Source organism: Lysobacter sp. CFH 32150, assembly GCF_022758295.1.
Lineage (GTDB): Bacteria > Pseudomonadota > Gammaproteobacteria > Xanthomonadales > Xanthomonadaceae > CFH-32150.
The window spans coordinates 132,615-154,103 of the sequence record NZ_JALDWJ010000008.1 but is presented as its reverse complement, the minus strand read 5'-3'; the positions used below and the strand labels follow the sequence as shown (position 1 = coordinate 154,103).

17 protein-coding genes are annotated in these 21,489 nt (G+C 62.2%); 10 read left to right on the top strand and 7 right to left on the bottom strand.

The genetic code is table 11. The features are described 5' to 3' along the window. The first annotated feature begins 5 nt into the window (after positions 1 to 5). The 3 genes from MO486_RS12205 to MO486_RS12195 all read left to right on the top strand — a co-directional run bounded on the left by MO486_RS12205 (position 6) and on the right by MO486_RS12195 (position 3,206). On the top strand, positions 6 to 746 hold the full coding sequence (locus MO486_RS12205) for a hemolysin III family protein (RefSeq protein ID WP_242908036.1): 741 nt from the start codon (positions 6 to 8) through the stop codon (positions 744 to 746). Positions 747 to 821: 75 nt separating this feature from the next. Further along, positions 822 to 1,223: a hypothetical protein gene (locus MO486_RS12200; RefSeq protein WP_242908034.1), complete on the top strand. Its 402-nt coding sequence runs from the start codon at positions 822 to 824 to the stop codon at positions 1,221 to 1,223. Between the two features lie 36 nt (positions 1,224 to 1,259). Next, positions 1,260 to 3,206, top strand: coding sequence for an AsmA family protein (locus tag MO486_RS12195; RefSeq protein ID WP_242908028.1), 1,947 nt, complete (start codon positions 1,260 to 1,262; stop codon positions 3,204 to 3,206). Positions 3,207 to 3,219: 13 nt separating this feature from the next. Here MO486_RS12195 and MO486_RS12190 read toward each other — a convergent pair whose 3' ends face one another. Both MO486_RS12190 and MO486_RS12185 read right to left on the bottom strand, forming a co-directional pair. Further along, a complete protein-coding gene (locus MO486_RS12190) occupies positions 3,220 to 3,660 on the bottom strand; it encodes a CBS domain-containing protein (protein WP_242908026.1) in 441 nt (146 codons plus the stop codon). Then, a complete protein-coding gene (locus MO486_RS12185; protein WP_242908024.1) occupies positions 3,620 to 4,651 on the bottom strand; it encodes a glycosyltransferase family 2 protein in 1,032 nt (343 codons plus the stop codon). Before MO486_RS12185 ends, MO486_RS12190 begins: the two co-directional genes overlap by 41 nt. Before the next feature lie 65 nt (positions 4,652 to 4,716). On the opposite strand from MO486_RS12185, the gene MO486_RS12180 reads away from it, so the two are divergent. Genes MO486_RS12180 through MO486_RS12165 form a run of 4 tightly spaced genes read left to right on the top strand, consistent with a single transcriptional unit; the run spans position 4,717 to position 6,764 of the window. After that, positions 4,717 to 5,043, top strand: coding sequence for a metalloregulator ArsR/SmtB family transcription factor (locus tag MO486_RS12180; RefSeq protein ID WP_242908022.1), 327 nt, complete (start codon positions 4,717 to 4,719; stop codon positions 5,041 to 5,043). Continuing rightward, positions 5,043 to 5,567, top strand: a complete 525-nt coding sequence (locus MO486_RS12175) for an ArsI/CadI family heavy metal resistance metalloenzyme (protein ID WP_242908016.1) — start codon at positions 5,043 to 5,045, stop codon at positions 5,565 to 5,567. Before MO486_RS12180 ends, MO486_RS12175 begins: the two co-directional genes overlap by 1 nt. Positions 5,568 to 5,598: 31 nt before the next feature. Next, entirely contained in the window at positions 5,599 to 6,096 is a 498-nt protein-coding gene (locus MO486_RS12170) for an arsenate reductase ArsC (protein ID WP_242908014.1), read from the top strand. After that, the gene (locus tag MO486_RS12165) at positions 6,093 to 6,764 is read left to right on the top strand and encodes an MIP/aquaporin family protein (protein WP_242908012.1); all 672 of its coding nucleotides are present in this window, start codon (positions 6,093 to 6,095) and stop codon (positions 6,762 to 6,764) included. The genes MO486_RS12170 and MO486_RS12165 overlap by 4 nt, the downstream gene beginning before the upstream one ends. Here the strand turns inward: MO486_RS12165 and mtgA are convergent. Continuing rightward, positions 6,743 to 7,468, bottom strand: coding sequence for a monofunctional biosynthetic peptidoglycan transglycosylase (gene mtgA / locus MO486_RS12160; protein WP_255746982.1), 726 nt, complete (start codon positions 7,466 to 7,468; stop codon positions 6,743 to 6,745). The two genes, MO486_RS12165 and mtgA, sit on opposite strands and share 22 nt — an antisense overlap. A gap of 160 nt (positions 7,469 to 7,628) precedes the next feature. On the opposite strand from mtgA, the gene MO486_RS12155 reads away from it, so the two are divergent. Both MO486_RS12155 and MO486_RS12150 read left to right on the top strand, forming a co-directional pair. Continuing rightward, complete coding sequence (locus tag MO486_RS12155) at positions 7,629 to 8,531, top strand: Hsp33 family molecular chaperone HslO (protein ID WP_242908007.1); 903 nt, start codon at positions 7,629 to 7,631, stop codon at positions 8,529 to 8,531. Positions 8,532 to 8,637: 106 nt separating this feature from the next. Then, complete coding sequence (locus tag MO486_RS12150) at positions 8,638 to 9,486, top strand: hypothetical protein (RefSeq protein ID WP_242908005.1); 849 nt, start codon at positions 8,638 to 8,640, stop codon at positions 9,484 to 9,486. 48 nt (positions 9,487 to 9,534) lie between these two features. On the opposite strand, the gene MO486_RS12145 is transcribed toward MO486_RS12150, so the two are convergent. The 3 genes from MO486_RS12145 to MO486_RS12135 form a co-directional block, all read right to left on the bottom strand. Continuing rightward, positions 9,535 to 10,866, bottom strand: coding sequence for a sulfotransferase (locus MO486_RS12145; protein WP_242908001.1), 1,332 nt, complete (start codon positions 10,864 to 10,866; stop codon positions 9,535 to 9,537). Between the two features lie 271 nt (positions 10,867 to 11,137). Next, positions 11,138 to 12,721, bottom strand: coding sequence for a sulfotransferase (locus MO486_RS12140; protein ID WP_242907999.1), 1,584 nt, complete (start codon positions 12,719 to 12,721; stop codon positions 11,138 to 11,140). Positions 12,722 to 12,893: 172 nt separating this feature from the next. Continuing rightward, positions 12,894 to 16,013: a TonB-dependent receptor gene (locus MO486_RS12135; protein WP_242907997.1), complete on the bottom strand. Its 3,120-nt coding sequence runs from the start codon at positions 16,011 to 16,013 to the stop codon at positions 12,894 to 12,896. A 481-nt stretch (positions 16,014 to 16,494) separates the two neighbouring features. Between MO486_RS12135 and MO486_RS12130 the strand changes: the two genes are divergently transcribed. Continuing rightward, complete coding sequence (locus MO486_RS12130; protein ID WP_242907995.1) at positions 16,495 to 18,096, top strand: sulfotransferase; 1,602 nt, start codon at positions 16,495 to 16,497, stop codon at positions 18,094 to 18,096. A 146-nt stretch (positions 18,097 to 18,242) separates the two neighbouring features. Here the strand turns inward: MO486_RS12130 and MO486_RS12125 are convergent, their stop codons facing one another. Beyond that, positions 18,243 to 21,224: a TonB-dependent receptor gene (locus tag MO486_RS12125; RefSeq protein ID WP_242907993.1), complete on the bottom strand. Its 2,982-nt coding sequence runs from the start codon at positions 21,222 to 21,224 to the stop codon at positions 18,243 to 18,245. Positions 21,225 to 21,489: the final 265 nt, after the last annotated feature.

Sequence of the window (21,489 nt, the reverse complement as noted above, 5' to 3'; positions counted from 1 at the left end):
TGGCCATGCAGACCCCGAACCACGATGTTCACGCCCACGAAGCCCATGCTCGTGACGCCCATGCTCGTGACGCCCATGCTCGTGACGCCCATGCTCGTGACGCCCATGCTCATGAGGCCCATGCTCGAGAGGAGCTGGCCAGCGCCCTGACCCACGGCCTCGGCGCGACCGCGGCCTTGGCCGGCGGCGCGGTGCTGATCACGCTGGCCGCGCTGCATGGCGATAGCTGGCAGCTGACGGCAGCGATCGTGTTCGGGGTCAGCCTGTTGCTGCTCTACATCGCCTCCACCCTCTATCACGCCATCCAGCACCCGCAAGCCAAGGCACGGCTCAAGGTCTTCGACCACTGCGCAATCTACCTGCTGATCGCCGGCACCTACACACCATTCACCTTGATCGGATTGCGCGGCGAAGTGGGCTGGTGGTTGTTCACGGCGATCTGGACGCTGGCGTTCGCGGGCATTGTGTTTAAGCTGTTCTTCACTGGTAGGTTCAAGCTGCTGTCGACGCTGATTTATATCGCGATGGGTTGGTTGGTGCTGGTCGCGATCGTGCCGGTGTTCCGCGCGCTCGATGCCTGGACCTTCGGCTGGCTGCTCGCTGGCGGGATCTTCTATACGCTCGGCACGGTGTTCTACCACCGGCCTTCGCTGCGTTATTCGCATGCGATCTGGCACCTGTTCGTCATCGCCGGCAGCGTGTCCCATTACGTCGCTGTCATGGCACAGGTGATGCCGACAGCCTGAATGAACCGCAACGCATTCACCGTGACTTGACCCTGCAATGACGATGGTGGCGCTACCCACTCCGGGAGTATCGCCATGCCCAGCCGGTTCCCGATCCGCAGCTGTCCACCGATCCTCATCCTCGTCGCGACCTGCGCGCTGATCGGCTGCAAGCGGCCTGACGATGGGGCGGCGAATACGCCGCCGCCAACGGCCACCGATCCCAACCCCGCGACCGCCGACACAACGCCGCCTCCACCCACTGACGACGGCGTGAGCATGCGCTACCTCTGCGATGGCGGCCATGCGGTCGCGCTCGTGCGCGGAGAGCTGGCGCGCGTGACTTTGGCTGATGGCCGCGTCGTCGAAATCCCACGCATCGCCGACAGCGCACCACCTGCCTATCGGGGCGAGGCGTTGTCGTTCGAAGTCGGCAGCGATGGCGGCACGCTGGGCCAGGATGAAGTCGGTGGATTCGATTGTCGCGCCGACGAGTGACCGATTACCGCTACGATGAACGGCCAGCCGGAAACAATGCGAGTAAACACCGCGTTGGCGTCGTTACGGCGTCACCCCTGGTGGAGCGCGCTTGCTGTATTTGCGCTGGCGATCGTGGCACTGATCGCGCTCTGGGACTGGAACTGGTTCAAGGGCCCGATTGAGCGTCAAGTGCAAGCGCGCACCGGACGCACATTCACCATCGGTGGCGATCTCGATGTGGATCTCGACTGGAAGACGCCGACGATCCGCGCCGATGCCGTGCACTTCGGCAATGCCACGTGGTCGAAGGAACCGACGATGGCCTCGGCCGATCGCGTCGAATTCGAAATCGAATGGCGGTCGCTGGTGTTCCGACGCGAGGTGCACGTTCCAGGGCTGCGTCTAAGCCGACCTCAGTTGCATCTGGAAATGGGGCCTGGGCGCGTCGGCAACTGGAAGTTCGGCGAGCCTGGCGAGGCGCAGGCGGAGTTTCGCAGCCTGTGGATCGACGACGGCCAATTGCGCTTCCTCGATGGCGCGCAGAGGACCGACATCACGGTCGATGTCCACAGCGAGCGCACGCACGACGATGCTGCGGCACCACCGGTACTCGTCGTCGGCAGTGGCCGCTGGCAGGGCAACGCGTTCAAGCTCGACGGACGCGCCGAGTCGCCGCTCGAGTTGCGCAATACGGCGCGCCCGTATCGCATCGACGCACGCGCCAGCGCCGGTGCGACCCATGGACACGCACGCGGCACCCTGCTCGACCCGCTTAGATTGCGCGACTTCGATCTGCGCCTTGCACTCAGCGGCAAGGATCTCGCCGATCTCTATCCACTGTTCGGTATCGCCACGCCCACGACGCCGCCGTACCGGCTCGACGGTCGTTTCACCCGTGAAGTCACCGCCCTCGGCAACGTCTGGCATTACGACGGTTTTAGCGGCAAGGTCGGCGACAGCGATCTCGGCGGCAACGCAAGCATCGAGACTGGCCGTAAGCGGCCTTACCTGCGCGCCAGGCTGACATCGAGGCGGCTCGATTTCGACGACCTCGCCGGCTTCGTCGGCAAGGCACCGCAGGCCGGCGGCGGCGAAGCCACGAATCCCGAACTAGCCGCGCAAGCCGCACGCGAAAGCGCACGCACCCGTGTACTGCCGGACCAGCCCTACGAACTCGAAAAACTGCGTTCGATGGACGCCGATGTGCGCTGGACGGCACATCGCATCAATGCACCGAAGTTGCCGCTGGACGACATGGATGCGCACCTGCTGCTCGAGAACGGCCTGTTGCGACTGCAGCCACTCAACTTCGGCGTCGCCGATGGCGACATCCGCTCGACGATCCGCATGGATGCGCGCGAGGCGGTCATCCGAACCAACGCCGATATCGCCGTGCGCGGGCTGAACCTGCCGAAGTTGCTGCCGACACTGCAACTCGCGCGCGATTCGATCGGCAAGGTCGGCGGCGATGTCCAGATCGCCGGTAGCGGAAACTCGATCGCGCAGATGCTGGGCAGTTCCGATGGCGACGTCGCGCTCGGCATGGGCCAAGGCCAGATCAGCAACCTGCTGATGGAATGGGCCGGCATCGACATCGCCGAAGCGCTCAAATTCATGGTGCGCGGCGACCGCAAGATCCCGATCCGCTGCGCCTTCGGCGACTTCAGCGTCGACAACGGTGTGATGACCGCACGTGCGCTCGCCTTTGATACCAGCGACACGATCATCGTCGGCGAAGGCGACATCAACCTGCGCGATGAAACCCTGAACCTGAAACTGCGTCCACGTCCCAAGGATCGCAGCCTGTTGTCGCTCCGTTCGCCGCTGCTGGTCGGCGGCACGTTCAAGGATCCATCGTTCCGACCGGATTACGGACGCCTCGGACTGCGCAGCGCGCTGGCGTTGGCGCTGGGCAATATCGCACCACCGGCGGCACTGCTGGCGACGTTGGAACTCGGCCCGGGAGAGGACAGCAACTGCGGCGGTCGTTATGCGAAATGACGGCGCAGTGCCGTCACCCGTGTGAACGGCCCACGATGTATTCCTGCAACTGGTCGATCTCCACCTGCTGGTCCTCGATCACGGCCTTGACCAGGTCGCCGATGGACACCACGCCCAGCACCGCATCCCCTTCCAGCACCGGCAAATGACGGATTCGACGGTCGGTGACCAGCTGCATGCAATGGTCGGCGGTGTCGTTGAGGCCGACGCTGATGACGTCGCGGGTCATGATGTCGCGCACCGGGGTGGTCGCGGACGAGCGCCCTTGCAGGACGATCTTTCGAGCGTAATCGCGCTCCGACAGGATGCCGACCAGCTTGCCGGTCTGCATCACCAGCACCGCGCCGATGCGCTTGTCGGCCATCAGTTTGATCGCGTCGAGCACCGGTTGGTCCGGGCCGATCGCGAAGACTTCAGGCGCTTTCGATTCGAGCAGGTGGCGTACCGTGCGCATGGCCAACTCCCGAGGCAACTTGCGGAACCTGCGACGAGGATACTCCTGTCGCCGGGCGCCACGCATCGACCAGGTAAAGAGGCCGCTGCTTGGCTTCTTCGTAGAGGCGTCCAAGGTATTCGCCGATCAGGCCGAGCGCGATCAACTGCACGCCGCCGAGGAACAGGATCACTGCCATCATCGTCGGCCAGCCTGCGACGGGATCGCCCCATAGCACCGCCTTGAGCACGATCCACACGCCATAGGTGAATGCCAGTAGCGCGGTGGCAACACCGAGATAGGTCGCCACCCGCAGCGGCGCGGTCGAAAAACTGGTGATGCCTTCGAGGGCGAAATTCCACAGCTTCCAGAAGTTGAACTTGCTGTTGCCGGCGGCGCGCGGGTCGCGATGGTACGGGATCGCGACCTGGTTGAAGCCGACCCAGCCGAACAGGCCTTTCATGAAGCGGTTGCGTTCGCGCAATTGCTTGAGCGCGGCCAGCGCACGCGGCGACAGGAGGCGGAAATCGCCGGTGTCGCGCGGGATCGGGGTTTTCGAAAGTCGTCCGATCACCCGGTAGAACGCGTGCGCGGTCGCCCGTTTCAGCCAACTTTCGCCTTCACGTTCGAGACGGGTGCCGTGGACGTCGTCGAAGCCTTCGCGCCACTTCGTGACGAATTGCGGGATCAGTTCCGGCGGATCCTGGCCATCGGCGTCGAGGATCAGCACGGCGCCCTGATCGACATGGTCGAGGCCGGCGGTCAGCGCGGCTTCCTTGCCAAAATTGCGCGACAGCCGCAGTACGCCAACCCGCGGATCGGCCGTGGCGAAGCCTTGCAGCACCAGCCAAGTCGCGTCGCGGCTGCCGTCGTCGACGTACAGGACGCGGCCGTCGACCTGAGCTTCCTTTGCCAGCCCGTCGAGCACGGCCAGCAAGCGCGGGTGCAGCAGCGGGAGGGCCTCGGCTTCGTTGAAGGCGGCGATGACGACAGTGAGTTGGTCTCTATGCATGCCGCGATGGTAGCCAGTCGTCCCGGGTTGTTGACATATTTCCATAATTTCGGAAATATAGAATCATGGACCACATGAACGCTGTCGACGCCCTGTCCGCCCTCGCCCAGCCCACCCGGTTGGCCGCCTTCCGCGCCTTGGTCGAAGCCGGCCCCGAGGGTCTGGCTGTGGGCGAATTGCGCGAACGCCTCGACGTGCCACCCGCCACGCTCAGCGCCCACCTCAACGTGCTGCGTGCGGCCGATCTGGTCAGCGATGCGCGGGAAGGCCGCGTCATCCGCGTCCGCGCCGATTTCTCACGGATGAACGCTCTGCTCGCCTATCTCACCGAGAACTGTTGTGCCGGCGCCGCCTGTGCGCCGGAACTTGCCACCGACTGCAGGAGTTGCTGATGAACCGCTTCCACGTCCACATCCACGTTGCCGATCTCGACCAGAACATCCGCTTCTACTCGCAGCTGTTCGGCGCGCAACCGATTGTTACCAAAGACGATTACGCGAAGTGGATGCTCGACGATCCGCGCATCAATTTCGCGATCTCCACCGGCAAGTCCGATGAAACCGGCATCGCCCATCTCGGATTGCAGGCGGAAACCCCCGAGGCACTCGCGGCGATTGGGGCACGCCTGCAAGCAGCCGATGCGGTGACGCTGGCCGAAGCCGGCACCACCTGCTGCTACGCGCGCTCGGACAAATTGTGGGCGGAGGATCCACAGGGCGTGCGCTGGGAGAGCTTCCATACCCATGGCGGCGCGACCACCTATTATGCCGATCCCACCGGTGTGGCAGTCGCGCGCGACACGTGCTGCGGACCCGCGTCCGTGACGCCGTCCGACGGAAACAGTTGTGCGCCAAGCTGCAGCGTCGCCCCCGCCGACCAGATTCCTGCAGCGGGCAAAAGCGCCTGCTGCGCCTGACGAACCCACAGTCGATAACCGATACCACCTTATGACCGATCGCATCTACAACGTGCTTTTTCTCTGCACCGGCAACTCTGCCCGGAGCGTGATGGCCGAAGCCTTGCTCAACGTACTCGGCAAGGGCCGCTTCCGCGCCTTCAGCGCCGGCAGCCACCCCAGCGGCAAGGTACAGCCGATGGCCGCGGAACTGGCGGCGAAACTCGGCTACGACACCACGCAACTGCGCAGCAAGAGCTGGGACGAATTCGCCGAACCCGACGCGCCGGTGATGGACATGGTCATCACCGTCTGCGACAACGCCGCCGGCGAAGCATGCCCGGCATGGCTGGGAGGGCCGACGACGGCGCACTGGGGCGTAGAAGACCCCGTAGGTGTCGAGGGTGACGAGGATGCGCGCCGGCATGCTTTCGTCGCCGCGTTCGCCGTGCTGCGCAAGCGCGTTGAACTGCTCTTGGCGTTGCCGCTCGACAAGCTCGACCGACTCGCGCAGCAGCAGGAAATCCGCACTATCGGCCGGACTGCATGAACGCACGCAAGGTGTTGCTTGCCGAGTTTCTCGGCACCTTGCTGCTGCTCGCGATCGTGGTCGGCAGTGGGATCATGGGCGAGCGCCTGGCGAACGGAAACGCCGCGATCGCCCTGCTGGCGAACGCTGCGGCGACCGCCGGTGGCCTGTACGTGCTGATCGTCCTGTTCGGGCCAATCTCCGGAGCGCATTTCAATCCGGCGGTGACGCTGGCGATGAAGCTGCGCGGCGAAGCACTGCCGGCGTCGCTGGCAGCGATGGTATGCGTGCAGGTGGCCGGCGCGGTGCTCGGCGTGCTGCTCGCGCATGCGATGTTCGATATCGCGCTGTGGCAACCTGGCGATCATGTGCGTACCGGAGTCGCGCAGTGGTTGAGCGAAGGCGTCGCCACGTTCGGCCTGCTGCTGACGATCGTGCTCGGCATACGATTCCGCGAACGCGCGGTGCCGGCGCTGGTGGCGAGTTACATCTTCGCCGCTTACTGGTTCACCGCCAGCACCTCGTTCGCAAATCCGGCAGTGACGCTGGCACGTTCGCTCACCCAGACTTTTGCAGGCATTCGTCCCATCGACGCGCCTGCGTTCATCGCCGCGCAACTCGTGGGCGCTGCGCTCGCCGTGCTGGCTGCGCGTGCGTTATTGCCGGCTCATTCGAGCGTGCGCAGGTAACCCGCGCCTCCGATGTGACGCATCTGTCGCTGGATGGCATTGCTGCGGCGCTGCACGTAAGGCCCGGGACGCGCGGCGTTGTAGCGCTTCGGGTTCGGCAGCACCGCCGCCAACCGCGCGCATTCGGCCGCTGACAAGCGCGCGGCATCCTTGTGGAAGAAACTGCGGGCGGCCGCCTGTGCACCGTAGATGCCATCGCCGAATTCAACGACGTTGGCATAGACCTCGATGATGCGACGCTTCGGCCACAGCGTCTCGATCAACAGCGTGTACCAGGCTTCGAGCCCTTTTCGCGCCCAGCGTGTCACGCCCTGGCCCTTCCACAGAAACAGGTTCTTCGCCAGCTGCTGGCTGATCGTGCTGGCACCGCGCAGCCGACGAACCGGTGTATTGCGCTTTTCCGCACGCGCGACCATGCGTTCGTTGTGCGCGCGGGCCTTCTCGATCGCCTTGAAGTCGAAGCCGTGGTGGCTGGCGAAATTCTGGTCCTCGGCAGCGACCAGCGCCACCGGCAGGCTCGGCGCGATCTCATCCAGGTCGCGCCAATCGTAGGCAGCCCGGAACATCCAGTCGCCCTCGCCCACCGCATCCAGCTGGCGCGAAAGCATGAAGGCCGAGAACGGCGGATCGACGAAACGCAGCACCAGCACCTGCAGCGTCGTCGCCAACATGCACAACAACGGCAGCGCCAACCCCCAGCGCAGCCAGCGACGCCGTGGCCGCGACCCACGCCTCGCTCGTGCGCCACCTGCTTGAGCTTCGTTCACCTCATCCCCATCTCTCACGCCATCTTTCCGTCACTGCAGTGCGGCGCGCATTATCCAAGATGCCACGCCGCCGCAGGCAGCTATTCGTCCCGAATCCATGACCGAACCCCATACCGACGACCGCGACACCCTCACCCGCTTCCTGCTGCCCCACGCCGGCGTGCGTGGCGTCCACGTGCATCTGGAGGAAACCTGGCGGCAGATCCGCGCCCGCGCCGACTATCCGGAACGCCTGGCACAGCTGCTAGGTGAAACCTGTGTCGCGGCGGCGCTGTTCACCGGTCACGCCAAGGTCGACGGCCGGCTCTCGATCCAACTGCGCGGCCACGGGGCGCTGCGCACCCTGTTCGCCGAATGCACCGCGGCCGGCACGCTGCGCGGCATCGCCCAGTTCGACGAAGCCGCGCCACCGCCGCAGGACCTGCGTGACCTCGGTGCCGACCCGATCCTCGCCATCACCATCGAGAATCCCTCGCTGAGCGGGCGCGACCCGCAGCGTTACCAGGGGCTGGTATCGCTGGACGCAGACCATCTGGCGGGCGCGTTCGAGGGCTATTTCCGGCAATCGGAGCAACTACCGACCCGACTGCTGCTGGCTGCCGACGGCGAACGCGTCGCCGGCCTGATGCTGCAAAAACTCCCCGGCGACGAAGGCGATGCCGATGGCTGGACCCGCGCTGGCGCCTTGTTCGACACCCTGGCTCCGGCCGAACTGCTGGCCTGGCCAGCGGCCACCCTGCTGCACCGGCTGTTCCATGAGGATGCCCCGGAAGTCCTGGCCCAACGACGCCTGCGCTTCGCCTGCTCCTGCTCGCGTGAGCGGGTCGAGGCCATGCTGCAGTCGCTTGGCGAGGTCGAGGCGAACGCCGCCGTGGCCGACGGCCACGCCGAAATTCGTTGCGAGTTTTGTGGGCAGGGGTACCACTTCAACGCCGACGAAGTCGTCGCCCTGTTCGCTCCCCCAATGCCCCACGCTCCAGCCCCGGAACGGCTGCAATGAGCACTGGTTCGCGCAATTCCTGATTGTTAAGGAAACATAAATCGGATAGGATCAACCCATACGAACCCGAGGAACTTCCCTTAGTCCTCCCGGTCTCAGACACGCCATGCGACTGCTACCACGCCAATTGCTGATCAGCGCTAGCCTCGCCCTGTCGGCGCTGTCGGGCGTGCATGCGCAATCGCGCAACACAGTCGAACTACCGGTCTGGAATCAGGCCAGCGGCAAGGTCGAAGCTGTCCTGCTGCTGGAACCGGCCAGTGAAGCGAAGATCGGCACGAGCCTGCGCTTCAACGCCGGCACCCTCGACGCGACTTTCGGCCTGGGCGCCGGCGATTCGCTGGGCCTGTTGTGCGACCGCAAGACTGGTATCGCCAGCGCCGCGATCGGTAACCTGGCCAATCACTGCATGCTGGCTTCGCTTGGCGACAACAACGACGTCGGCAGTCGCCGCCTCAGCGCTGGCACTGCCTTCAGCCGCTCCGGTAACAAACTCGGTCTGAACCTTGGCACCGGCCAGGACACCCTGCCCGCGTGGCTCAGTCCGACTGGCAAAGGCGGAAAGGTCGAGCAGAACGACCTCACGGTGTACGGCCAGAAGAATTTTGGGCGCGAAGGCTTCGTCACCATCGGTGGCACCGTCGCCAAGGCGCGCCTGGTCTCGACCGACGACCCGGCCCTCTCCGATCGCTGGAACATCAAGAGCCTGAGCGTCGGCGGCGGCTTTGGCCCCTTCAGCGGCAACATCGTCGGCCGCGTGATCGACGTACCGGGGCAATCGAACCAATGGCAAGGCCTCGGCCTCGGCCTCACCTGGCGCACCCCGTGGAGCGGGCAGCTCACAGTCGGCGCAGACAACGTCGTCACTCGTGGCAAGAACCCGTTCGCCCCGGCGGATGCGAATGGTGATGAACAGGGCACCGTGCCTTACGTGCGTTACGAGCAGGACCTGTAAGCCACACAACGCACGCTATGCTTGCGTGCCCCATGCACGGATATTTGCTCAGGCCTGCAGCGCCTGAATCAACGGCTGCAGATACTCCGCGTAGGGCGCCCACTTCGGCTGCTCACGGGCAATCACCTTGTCCCGCACCTGCACCGCGCTCGCCGTCGCGACCCCGCGCGTTCGTTGTTGCAACTCCAGCATCGCTGGCTCGAATTCCATCCCGCAGAACGCGCACACTTCACGCAAGACGGCCTCTGGATCGCGAGTCAGTTCCGCATAGTGCACATCCAGAATCCGGCCAGGATAGGCCTGGTGCCAGTGCGCCATCAGCTGCTTGTACTGCTTGAAAAAATCCGCCAGTTCCAGCTGATCATAGGAATACGGGTTGGCGTCCGAAAACAGCTCCCGGAGATTCGAGAAACAGGTTTCGATGGGATCCCGCACCATGTGCAGTATCTTCGCCTGCGGCAATGCCCTGCAGATGAAACCGATATTGAGGAAGTTCGACGGCAGCTTGTCGGTGAAGAACCTTTCCTTCCCCAACCGCCACTCCATGCCCTTCAGGTAGCCTGCGCCAACGGCATCGAGATCGATCCCCTGCGACCTTTCCACGATCGTCGCATCGATGACGCCGCGGCAATGATGGTCGGTCGCATAACGCATCTGGCTGGTGAAGTCGTAAAGCTCCCCGACTCCGTGCACCTCGCTGTGCCCATCCAGCAATTGCTCGAGCAATGTGGTGCCCGAACGATGCATGCCGACGATGAAGATCGGCGTGCGCGAATCGTTTTCCCGTACCGGCGAAACAGGAATGAGAGGCGCCGGCAAGCCGGTGAGCGCCGCCACCAGTGCACGAGAGTCCTCGGCACGATAGTCCAGCGTCGAACGCTTTGCCTTGCAGGCCTGCTCTAGCGCGGCCCATGCATCGGCATGCTGACCGAGGTCATCCAACTCCTTGTGCAGCGCATCCGCGAGTAATGCGATCTCTGCAGGTTTGCGGCCAGGTCGTTGCAGCTGGGTGCGAATCTGCTCGACATGATTCGATGCCTCGGTCTGCTTGCGCAATCTCGACAGCAGCCACCAGGCTTGCGCAAGCTCGGGCGCGCGACGCATGCAGCGGAGCACATCTGCCTCGGCCTCGTCGAAGCGCCCGAGGTACATCAGGACCTGTCCGCGTGCCAACAGCGTCGCAGGGTAGTCAGGATCGCCGCGTCGAGCCTCGTCGAGCAGGGCAAGCGCCCGCTCCTGTTCATTGAGGTAGCTGTACTGCGCGGCGCACACCAGGATCAAGGGAATCGGGACACGGTCCAACGGCTTCAGCTGCTCGACGCTGTCATGCAGCGCTTCGGCGGCATTGAATGTCCGCAGGCGCGCGACCAGCTCGCGCATCACCGCCGGGTCGCGCGGTTTGGCACGTTGGGCACGCAGGGCGTAGTCGCGTGCCGCGCGGTAGTGGCCGGCAAGCGATTCGATGTAGGACAGCTGGACGAGGACCTTCGGATCCTCCGGAGACTGCACCAACAATGCCTTGAAGCACGCGATCGCCTGCGGCCACTCCTTCCTGCTGGCATGCAGTTCCGCCTGTTGCCACAGGGATTGGCCACGCTGCTGTTGGGACAAGGCCGGCTCTCCGCTGCATCAACCGTGATGCGCCGGAATGCTACCGCAGGGACGGGAGCGATTCCCGGATGCGTGACTCCAGCGGTTCGAGGTGTTTGGCGTACTTGCGCCAGGCCTCGACGCCCTTGGCGTTGATCGGCTGCCTGACCTGTGAGCTGCTCGCGGTCGACACAGGCGCCTCATTCCTGGTGATGTCGATGCAATCCGGCTCGAAAGGCACGCCACAGAACTTCATCACCTGTTCGGTCGTGCCCAGCGGGTCGGCCACAAGGCTTTCATAGTCGACCACATGGAACTGTTCCGGCATGACCTTCTGCCAGTGCTCGCGCAAGCGGTTGAAGCGGATGTAATGATCGGCGAGTTCGGTCAGATCGTAGCTGTAACCGTACACATCGCTGCCGAACAGCTCTTTCAGGTTGGACAGGCACGCATCCATTGGCGACCTGTTCAAGCAGATGATCTTCGCGTTTGGCAACGCTTTGCCTATGAAACCCGCATAGACGAAGTTCAGCGGGTTCTTGTCGATCAGCAATGCACTCCCTTTGGCCTTCTCTTGCGTACGTTGCAGGTAGTTACGTCCGACCTGCGCAAAATCGATGTTGCGAACCTGCTCCACGATGCTTGGCATCATGAACCTACCCAAGAAGCTGTCCGCTTCCCAGCATAGGGCGCTGTTGAAGTCATTCAGCTCTCCGCCCGCCGCTATCTGGCTGTGGCTGCCGAGGATCCGCTCCAGCAGCGTAGTGCCGGTTCGCGGCATGCCGACGATGAAGATCGGGACCCTCGCGGAGGCATCCGCCGGCACGTCGCTGCGGGCGAAGTCGCCGGTCATCAGTTGCTGCAATGCCTCGAAACCTTGTTGCTCAAGTGCGGAGTCATATTGGATGGACCGGCGCTTGATGCGGGCGCCTCCTTGCAGGCTCGCCCAAGCGGACTCGGTTTCACCGGCATCGTCGTACTCCTTGAACAAGGCGTAAGACAGATACGCTTGATCCAGTGTGTTCTCTGCGGTGGCCAACTGGGCCTTCTTGATCCTGTCGATCCTGGACCCCGGGGGGTTGGATTTTTCGTGGTAGGCCAAGGACCAGTGCGCGGTCGCGTAATTCGGTGCCAGTTGCAGGCAACGCTCGTATTCGGCGGTGGCTTCCCGCATCCGCCCGTAATAGCGCAATGCATTGGCCTTGGAATAACTCAGCACATGGCTGGACGGCGCGCGGACACTGCTGACTTCGATCAAGCGCAGCGCATCCTCGACATGGTCGATCAACCACAGGTGCTGCGACAGAATGGCGGAATTTTTAAGGATCTCCGGGTGAGTCCAATCCGTGCCCAGGATCAGGTCGTGTACCAGATCAACTTCGTCAAAGGTCAGCAAGCGGCGTGTCACCGTCGCCAAGTCGTTCCACCGCTCACTCCTGACAGCATCGGCCGCCTTCAAGGCGTGATCGCGGGAGGCGCGATAGTGCCCCATCGCCTGCTCAATTGCAGACAAGCGCTGGCGCACATAGAGCCGATGTGGCTCAAGTTTCAGGATGGACTCGTAGATGGCCTTCGCGGCCACAAGATTTCCCTCGTTCTCATGGCCTCGCGCACGTCGCCATTGGAGTTCGAACTGGTGCTGCATGAGTCCTTCTCTATTGAATCTGTCGCCCGCAAAGAATAGCAGCGCACGATCCAGGCCATCGCACCCGTGCCATGCATGAGGTGCCGCATTTGCAAAAACCGATGACTATCCGATTGCTTAAAAAAACGGCCGCCCAGAGGGCGGCCGTTTAATTTGACGCTTATTACCGTTATCAGAAGTCGTACTGCACCATGAAGCGAACCGAACGCGGTGCCTGGAACGACAGCGGCACCAGGTAGGTCTCCGACGGCTGCCCGTCGATCGCCTCTTCGGCGACTTCATTGACCGACGTCACCTTCTGCGAGTTGAACACGTTGAAGATGTCCACCTTGAACTGCAGACCTTCGGCCCAGGACGGGCGATAGGCCACGTTCACGTCGAAGTTCTGGGTCCACGGCAGCCGCCCACTGGTGCCGCGCGGCTTGCGAACGACATTCGCATCGTCTGCACCACCCAGCGCGGTCGTACCGCAACGCATGAACGATGAACCGTAATTGTGCTGAGCATAATTCAACTCACCCGGCTCACCATCACCGTCGACGTCTACACCCACCGGTTCCGGCGGCAGTGGGTTCTGGTCCAGGTTGCCGAAGCAGTTGATCGGACGCCCCGACTGCACCAGCAAGTTGACACCCACTGCCCATTCCTCGGTGATGTCGTAATTGCCGAACAACTTCAAGGTGTGGCGACGATCGTTCGGCAGGTAGCCGTAGGTGTCGACAGTCAGCTCGAGGTAGTCGAAGTCCTGGGTGACGCTGGTGTCGGCCTGGCCGATATCCGACTTGACGCCGCCCTCGGTGTTGCCCTTGCTCTTGGCGTAGGTGTACGAACCCTGCAGGAAGAACTTGTCCCAGTTGCCGTCGAAGAAGAACTCCATTGCCGAGTAGGTGCGCTTGGCCTGTGGGCTGAGGCGGGAACCGGGAATGGTGTTGGTCGTGATCGTGCCATCGCCCAGCAGGTCGGTTTCAAACACGGCATCCGAACCCGGGTTGAACATGCGGCAGTACGGGAAGCCGGCGCTTGGCAACGCCGCGACATCTCCGTTGGCATTGACGAAGCCGACACCGTCTTCGTACGCAAAGCCGTTGGCATCCAGGATCGCCGTGTAATCGCAGTTGTCGTCGATCGCCTGCTTCAGGTCACGGAAGATGCCGCGCACGCCGAGCGAGAAGTGGTCGGTCAGCTGCATCTGCATGCCGAGGATGTACTCGTCCTGGTACATCGGGTCGAGGTTCTTCGAGGCAATGGAGCCGGCACGCTTCGCCAAGCCATCCTCGCCGTTCAGATAGACCACGCAACCAGGACCCGGGCACGCACGAGGTGTCACGCCACCGGGCGCGCCGGTGACCGGATCAACCGTCTGGTCGAAGTTGAAGGTCTGGCGGCTGAACAGCGAGGCGCTGGCACCACGGACGGCGACGCTCGGGGTCAGCGGGAGCGCATAGCGGCCGGCGTTACCGAACACCTTGAAGGTCGAGTCACCATTGACGTCCCACGAGAAGCCCAGGCGCGGACCGAACTGGTCGTCGATCTTGACGTAGGTCTGGCCCTGGCCATTGATGTTCTCGAAGCTGTCCCAACGCGCGCCCAGGTACGCGATGAAGTTGTCGGTGATGTTCCAGCTGTCCTGGATGTAGAACGCGCGCTGCTGGACCTCGACCGTGGCACCCTGCTGGAAATACTGCTGGCGGACGCGGTCGAAAGAATCCTGGGGTGCGCCGGGCTCGTTGTCAGGGATGCCATCCGGATTGACCGTGGTGTAACGCCACTGGTAACCGCCTTCGAGCGCGACACCGGCCTTGGAGGTGTAATCATCCAGGTCGTAGCCGAAACGCAGCAGATGGTCGCCCAGCTGCCACTCGGCGTCGAGACGGAACTGGTCACGCTCGTCGCCGGAGTCGATGCGATCGATCGTACCGCCGGTGATGTTGCAGGCGCTGCCGTAGACGCCGGTCATGTCGCGGCGCCAGCCCGGGCGCGCGTCGACGACCACCGGGCAACCGGTGGCGGTGCTGTTGATGTCGCCGGTGTACTGGACGTCCCGGCCATCTGCGGTGCGCAGACGCTGGCTACGTGAGAATTCGCCGTGGCCGGCCAGAGCCGACAGGGTGAAACTGTCGGTAAGGTAGCCGGTGTACTTCAGGATGTAGTTGTCGCCGCCCTGCTCGCCGAAGTTCGTGCCGATGAACTGCTTGCGATTGAGCACGCCTGCGTCATTGGCATAGACGTCGGTTTCCGTGTCCTGCTGGTCCGAGAACGCGGTGAACTCGAGGGAATGGTTGTCGGTGATGTTCCAATCCATCTTCAACAGCCAGGTCGGGGTCTCGACCTCGCTACTGGTGTTGGTAAGCGAAGCGATGCTGCCCCAGGTGTCGGACTCGCGGCGGCCATAGGAGATGAGGCCGTAGGCGAACAGGCGATCCTTGATCAGTGCACCGCTGGCCCAAACCGATGCGACGGCATTCCAGGTGGAGTCGCTTGAGTTGTCCTGACGCAGCGTGCCGTTGGTCAGATAGACATCCTTGACGTCTTCACGCAGGTCTTCCGGACTCCAGAAGATGTTGCCGCCGGCGTGGAACTCGTTGGTACCGCGCTTGGTGATCTGGTTGACCACGCCGCCCAGCGAACGACCGAACTCGGCACCGTAGCCGCCGGTCTTGATCTGCTGCTCCGCGATCGCCTCGAACGGTACGTTCGAGAAGTTCAGGTTGCGGAACGAGTTGGTGATGTTGAAGCCGTTGATGTAGTACGCGTTCTCGGCAACCGACGCGCCACCGAACGAGGCCAGATTGCCGAATGCGGCGTCGCCACGCACCGTACCCGGCGCCAGCAGCGCGACGCTGGTGGTGTCGCGCGGGACCGGGATCTTGGCGATCTGTTCGGCCGTCAGGATGGTGGTCGATTCCACCGACGAAACGTCGATCGGGTTGATCGCACCAGTACCGACGACGGTCACGGTGTCGAGGGTGGCCGCACCGGCACCGGTCACGTAGTCGACGTTGGCAGCGGTGCCGACATTGACGGTGACATTGCGCGGATTGGCGCCGTTACGCGTGACGGTGTACTGGCCGATCGGCAACTGCGCGAAGCGGTAGTTGCCGTCGGCACCGACGGTGATGGTGCGCGAGAAGCCGGTGGCCGGATTCGACACGGTGATGGTGTCGCCGGAAGTGGCGTGACCAGTCACCGCACCTACGGTGGTCTGCGCGTGAACGCCGCCGGCGAAGCACAGACCGAGTGCTACGGTCAGCGCGCTTCGCTGCAGGCCTTTGGCAAGGTACTTAGAAGCCATTTTGTAACCCCCTATAGGGACGGTAGGAGCAAGTGAGTACATGTACGTCACAGCCGAAAGGTGGCATGACTGGCCGACTATAGAACAGGCAACAAATCTTTAACAAGTCCCTAAGCCTCAATTCACGTATTCACAGTTAGGGCGATGGAATTGTCACTCGCAGCGGAGAAGGAGCCTCCTGCAACTTACTGTTTTCAAAGGAAGTCGCCTCCGGGAGTTTTTTGCACGTGCTGCAGCGCAACAATTGCCCTTCTCAGAAAATCAAAGGTTGCTGGACGTCTGGGGCCAAGGTCGACTGAATGAGTCTGAGAACTTAAGTGCCGGGGAGTTCACGTCGTTCAAGTAGCTCAGATCGTGCCGTGGGGCAACGCGGGTCCGAAATATTCGGACTACGTGCTAACCGGAAAACAACGGGACGATAAAATGCGGAGTTCGCACTTCTTGGGAGTTCTCCCGGGGCGATTCGATAGGGCCAGTCAACATGACCGATAGAGGCAACAGTGACTGGCAACGCGCCCAACACTACTTTGCACTTGGCAATTTCCCAGAGGCCAGTGCTGCCTGCGAAAGCTTGCTGGCCAGTAATCCGCACGAGCCTTCCGCGCACTGGTTGTTAGCCACCATCGATCTGGAAGTAGGCGATTTCCTCTCGGCACTTGCTCACACGAGAGAGGCTGCCAGGCATACGGAGGGGCTTCCACCACACCAAGTCACCGCGATTACTCGATTGCTAATTTCCGTCGGGGACTTTGAGGAAGCTTTCCACACTCTCATGGGTCTCGATACCAGCTCCGGTGGAGACTTGGCACTACTCCCGATTGGCGAGCAACTGATCATGCTCGAGCAGCATGGCGAGGCCTTACGTTTCCTGGATCTGGCGGCCGAGCGGGGAGTCCGGCATCCGATGCTCAGCTTCCTAAGAAGTAATGCATTGAAGTTCACCGGGAACTTCCCTGCCGCCACGGAAGCCGCCGAAGACACCATCGCCCAACAGCCCAACTTCGCTCATGCTCATTGGTCTCTTGCCCATCTAAGTCCCAAAGACGGTGCTGGCAATCGAATCGACCGCATCCGCAAGGCAATGGCATCGTTCCCGGCACCACTTTCCAGCGCCGATAGAAATGCGGCGTTTCTGAGATCCACCAGGGCTGTTTTGTGCTACGCCCTGTTCAAGGAACTAGACACTCTGGATGACACCGAGGCTGCTTGGCGCGCCCTGTCCGAAGCGATGGAACTCAAGCGCCTGCACATCCCTTACGTTGCTCAAGCCGAGGACGCAATGTTTGATCGGCTTGTCTCGACGTACTCGGAAGAGTTCACCTCGGCAACACCAGCCTATGCAGACGGTCCGACGCCTATCTTCATTGTCGGCATGCCGCGCACAGGGACGACACTGCTGGAGCGGATTGTCGGCAACCATTCCCAAGTGACCACGTGCGGGGAACTCAACGAATTGCAGCTGTTGTTCAAACGAACAATCGGCTACTACTGCCCGGAGTTCATGGACGAGACAAGCGCGGCCCGGCTGGCAAGCGCCGATGCCGAAACGCTAGGCAAAGCGTATCTCCGTGCGACCGCGTGGCGTACCCGTGGAAAACCCTGGTTTATTGATAAGCATCAGAGCAACTTCCTGCTCGCCGGACTGATCATGAAGTCCATCCCGCAGGCAAAAATCATCCATCTGCGACGCGAGCCTATGGACAGCTGCTTCTCCAACTTGAAGGAGTTGTTCTCGCCGCATGCATACACTTACAGCTACGACCTTCCCGATGTCGCAAACCACTATCGCAACTACTCGCGATTGATGCGGCATCTTTCTCGCGTTGCGCCAGGGCGCATCCTCGACGTCAACTATGAGGACTTGGCACGCTCACCCTCTTCCGAGGTGCCGCGCATTCTGCAGTTCTGCGACCTACCTTTCGAGGACGGGATTACGGATATCGCAAGCAACACCAATCCGGTCGCGACTGCCAGCAGCACTCAGGTACGGGAAGCAATTCACGGTAGGAACATCGGCGGCTGGAAACGTTACGCCCGTCAGCTGACATCATTGGAACAAGGGCTCGCTGACAGCGCCTTGTAGCCCATGCCACGCACAAACTTGTGCATGCGCTAGATCAGCTGAGCATTAGGTCGAGACAACCCCTTCGCACTGCCTTCGTCTGCACCACAAAAAAAGCGGCCACCCGAAGGTGGCCGCTGAACAATGCAACAGAGGTTGTGTTCGAATCAGAACTCGTAACGGGCCGTCAAGCGGACCGAACGCGGAGTCTGGAACGAAGTCGGGTTGCCGTAGTTCGGGTTGATCTCCGAAGTGGCACGCGACCTGTCCTTGACCTCGTTGTACTCGGTCACGGTGCGGGTATCGAACAGATTGAAGATATCCGCCTGCAACGTCAGCTTGCCGTCCGCCCAATTGGGCATGTAAGCCAGCGAGGCATCGAACTTGTAGGACCAAGGCGTGCGGCCCAGCGTGCCGCGCGGGGTAAGCACGCTCACGCCAGCTTCGTTCACGCAATAGAAGGACGAAGCGGAACTATATGAACCCGAACCGCCCAGACCTTGGATCGAATTGAAATCCGACACCGTGGACGGGACAAAGCCCTGGCAGCTACGCGGACGGCCGGACTGGATGGCCGCGTTGGCACCCACGCGCCACTCGTCATTCAGGTCATAGGTACCGAACATCTTGATGACGTGACGACGATCGTTCGGCAGGTAGCCAGTGCCACCGTCCATGAACGAGGCGAAGTCGAAGTCCTGGGTCAGGCCCGGATCGTCCTGGTTCAGGGTCGAGTTCACATAGCCCTCGGCGTTGCCGTAGCTCTTAGACCAGGTGTACGAACCCTGGAAGCTCCACTTGTCGCTGACCTTTTCCCAGAAGACTTCGAGCGCCTTGTACCTGCGATCGTACAGCGGGAGGTTCCAGTACGACGCCGGGATGGTGACGCTCTGGTAGTTGCCAGTGTTTTCCAGGTCAACCGCGATGGTGACGTCGCGGCCCGGGTTCACCACCATGCACGGTGCAGCGGAGTGCACGTCGTAGTTGGTGTAACCGTTGTCCTGGGCATAGTTGTAGATCGCATACGGACTGCAGTAGTCGTCCATGCCGTCCTTGACCTTGCGGTGCACGGCGCGCAGGCCCGCAGTCCAACCGTTCCCGAACACCTTCTGGGCACCGACAATGAACTCATCCTGGTACATCGGGTTGAGGTTCTCGTCGGCGATGGTGCGCGAGTCTGGGGTGGTACCGGCGGTGGTCACAACACGCGGACCGAGCTGGGTCATGGGGCCGGTCGGGGCACCCGTGACCGGGTCCCGGCTGCCGAAGGTGAAGAACTCGGTATAGAACTCTTCGGCGGAAGACGCGCGGATGTTGGTGTTCGCAGCCACCGGGATGTAGTAACGGCCAGCGTTGCCGAACACCTTGACGGTCGAATCACCCATCACGTCCCACGAGAAGCCCAGACGCGGGGCAATCAGGTTGTCGGACTCGATGAAGACCTGGTCGATGGCATTCCGGTTCGTGAACGTCTCCGAACGAAGACCCAGGTAGACGAGCCAATTGTCATTGACCTGCCAGCTGTCCTCGATGTAGGCCGCAGTGTTCTCGATCTCGAAGCTGCCGGTGGTGGTTTGCAGGAAGCGCCTGCGCACGTACTCCGTGGTGCCGGCCGGCAAGGTGGCGCCGTTCACGACGCCGCTGGCCGGGGCAGTGAAGTAGCGGAAGTACTCACCACCCGAATAAGTAGTGCCGGCATTGCTCGAGGTGAACTTTTCGGTGTCGTAACCGGCGCGCAGCTTGTGGTCACCCACCTGCCACTCGATGTCCAGACGCCCGGCCTTGCGGGTGTCGTGGTTGTCCGGTGCAAACGGGTCGACCACGGTGAAGTGGTTCGTGTCCCAGCAACCGAGATAGGTCAGGCCCGGGTAGTCATACACGGCCGGGCACAGCGCCGCAGCAGTGTCGCCGCCGGTCGACTTGCCGGTGAGGTTCTCCACCTTGCCGTACTGGGCCGACACGGTGAGGTTGTCGGTGAGGTAGCCGGTGTACTTGCCGATGTAGACCTCGCCGCCACTCTCGAAGCCGCTCACTTTCGCCGGGCCGTCGTGGGTGGTGCTGAACGGAGTGTTGCTGGTATAGGTCAGCGTCTCGGTCTTGACCTTGTTGCGGATCCCGGTCAGTTCGACGATGTGGTTGTCGGTGATGTTCCAGTCCAGCTTCAGCATCCCGTTCGGCTCGCGGTCCGTGGTCTTGCTGCTTTCGTTCTGGCCGTAGGTGTTGTCTTCGTTGCGGACGCCTTCGAGCAAGCCGAACACGAACAGACGATCCTTGATGATCGGACCGCCAGCGTAAATGTTGGCGCTCAAGTTGTCGGTTTCGTTAGCGGAGACAAAGCGCGTATAGATGCCGTTGGAATCCGGATCCGGATCGCGGTCGCGGACGTCGTTACCCGCCGCACGCAGGCCGTCCGGCTCCCAGTACACCGAGACGCCACCCTTCCACTCATTGGTACCGCGCTTGGTGACCAGGCTCACAACGCCACCGAGCGAGCGGCCATATTCCGCGCCGTAGCCGCCGGTCTTGACCTGCTGCTCGCCGATCGCGTCGAACGGCATATCGGCGTAAGAAATCAGCTTGCGCAGATCGGTCACGTCGAAACCGTTGATGTAGTAACCGTTCTCGGCCACCGAAGCGCCGCCGAAGGAAGCCAGGTTGCCCGAACCGATGCCGCTGTCACCGCGGACGGTGCCGGGGGCGAGGAGCGCCACTTCATTGACATTGCGGCCGACCGGCAGTGCGCGGATCTGCTCCTGCGTGAACACGGTGCTGGATTCCACCGAGGAAACGTCGATCGGATTGATTGCGCCCGTACCGACAACCGTCACGGTATCCAGCGCGGCAGCGCCGAAATCGACCGAAGTACCGGTGCCCACTTTGACCTGCACGTCACGCGATCCACCTTCGGACGTTACCTTGTAGCGTCCCGGGGAAAGTTGAGAGAACGAGAAACGACCGGACTCATCAGCAGTCACTGTGCGGGTCGTGCCCGTATCGCTGTTCAAGATCGTGACCGTGGATCCAGCCTTCGAGTTGCCGAAGATCGAACCGACAGAACTCTGCGCTTGGACGCCGCCGACGAAGCAGAGACCGAGTGCTACGGTCAGCGCGCTCCGCTTCAGCCCCTTGCCAAATTGCTTTGAAGCCATTGTGTGAATCCCCCCTAGGGATTGGATCGAAATAAGTTTCAAATGTCAGACCCGTGCAGGCGTGACGTTTGGACTATAGAACACTAAACAATTCCTTAACAACTTATTCGTGCAGCGTTCACAAACGGCCCCCGAATCCGGCCCTCGCTCAATGCATGAAACGCTACCTGGCCTGATAAGTTATTGTTTTTAATTAGTTCTTTAAAAAGCGCGCGCGCACGGCGCAGCATCGATTGCTGCAGCGCAGCAACCGATGCCGTGAAGG

Coding starts and splice junctions, on each gene's coding strand:
- MO486_RS12150 (WP_242908005.1), top strand. CDS start 8,638: ATGCGACTGCTACCACGCCAATTGCTGATCAGCGCTAGCCTCGCCCTG.
- MO486_RS12200 (WP_242908034.1), top strand. CDS start 822: ATGCCCAGCCGGTTCCCGATCCGCAGCTGTCCACCGATCCTCATCCTC.
- MO486_RS12155 (WP_242908007.1), top strand. CDS start 7,629: ATGACCGAACCCCATACCGACGACCGCGACACCCTCACCCGCTTCCTG.
- MO486_RS12190 (WP_242908026.1), bottom strand. CDS start 3,660: ATGCGCACGGTACGCCACCTGCTCGAATCGAAAGCGCCTGAAGTCTTC.
- MO486_RS12185 (WP_242908024.1), bottom strand. CDS start 4,651: ATGCATAGAGACCAACTCACTGTCGTCATCGCCGCCTTCAACGAAGCC.
- MO486_RS12130 (WP_242907995.1), top strand. CDS start 16,495: ATGACCGATAGAGGCAACAGTGACTGGCAACGCGCCCAACACTACTTT.
- MO486_RS12195 (WP_242908028.1), top strand. CDS start 1,260: ATGCGAGTAAACACCGCGTTGGCGTCGTTACGGCGTCACCCCTGGTGG.
- MO486_RS12145 (WP_242908001.1), bottom strand. CDS start 10,866: ATGCGCGAGCTGGTCGCGCGCCTGCGGACATTCAATGCCGCCGAAGCG.
- MO486_RS12205 (WP_242908036.1), top strand. CDS start 6: ATGCAGACCCCGAACCACGATGTTCACGCCCACGAAGCCCATGCTCGT.
- MO486_RS12165 (WP_242908012.1), top strand. CDS start 6,093: ATGAACGCACGCAAGGTGTTGCTTGCCGAGTTTCTCGGCACCTTGCTG.
- MO486_RS12180 (WP_242908022.1), top strand. CDS start 4,717: ATGGACCACATGAACGCTGTCGACGCCCTGTCCGCCCTCGCCCAGCCC.
- MO486_RS12125 (WP_242907993.1), bottom strand. CDS start 21,224: ATGGCTTCAAAGCAATTTGGCAAGGGGCTGAAGCGGAGCGCGCTGACC.
- MO486_RS12135 (WP_242907997.1), bottom strand. CDS start 16,013: ATGGCTTCTAAGTACCTTGCCAAAGGCCTGCAGCGAAGCGCGCTGACC.
- MO486_RS12170 (WP_242908014.1), top strand. CDS start 5,599: ATGACCGATCGCATCTACAACGTGCTTTTTCTCTGCACCGGCAACTCT.
- MO486_RS12175 (WP_242908016.1), top strand. CDS start 5,043: ATGAACCGCTTCCACGTCCACATCCACGTTGCCGATCTCGACCAGAAC.
- MO486_RS12140 (WP_242907999.1), bottom strand. CDS start 12,721: ATGCAGCACCAGTTCGAACTCCAATGGCGACGTGCGCGAGGCCATGAG.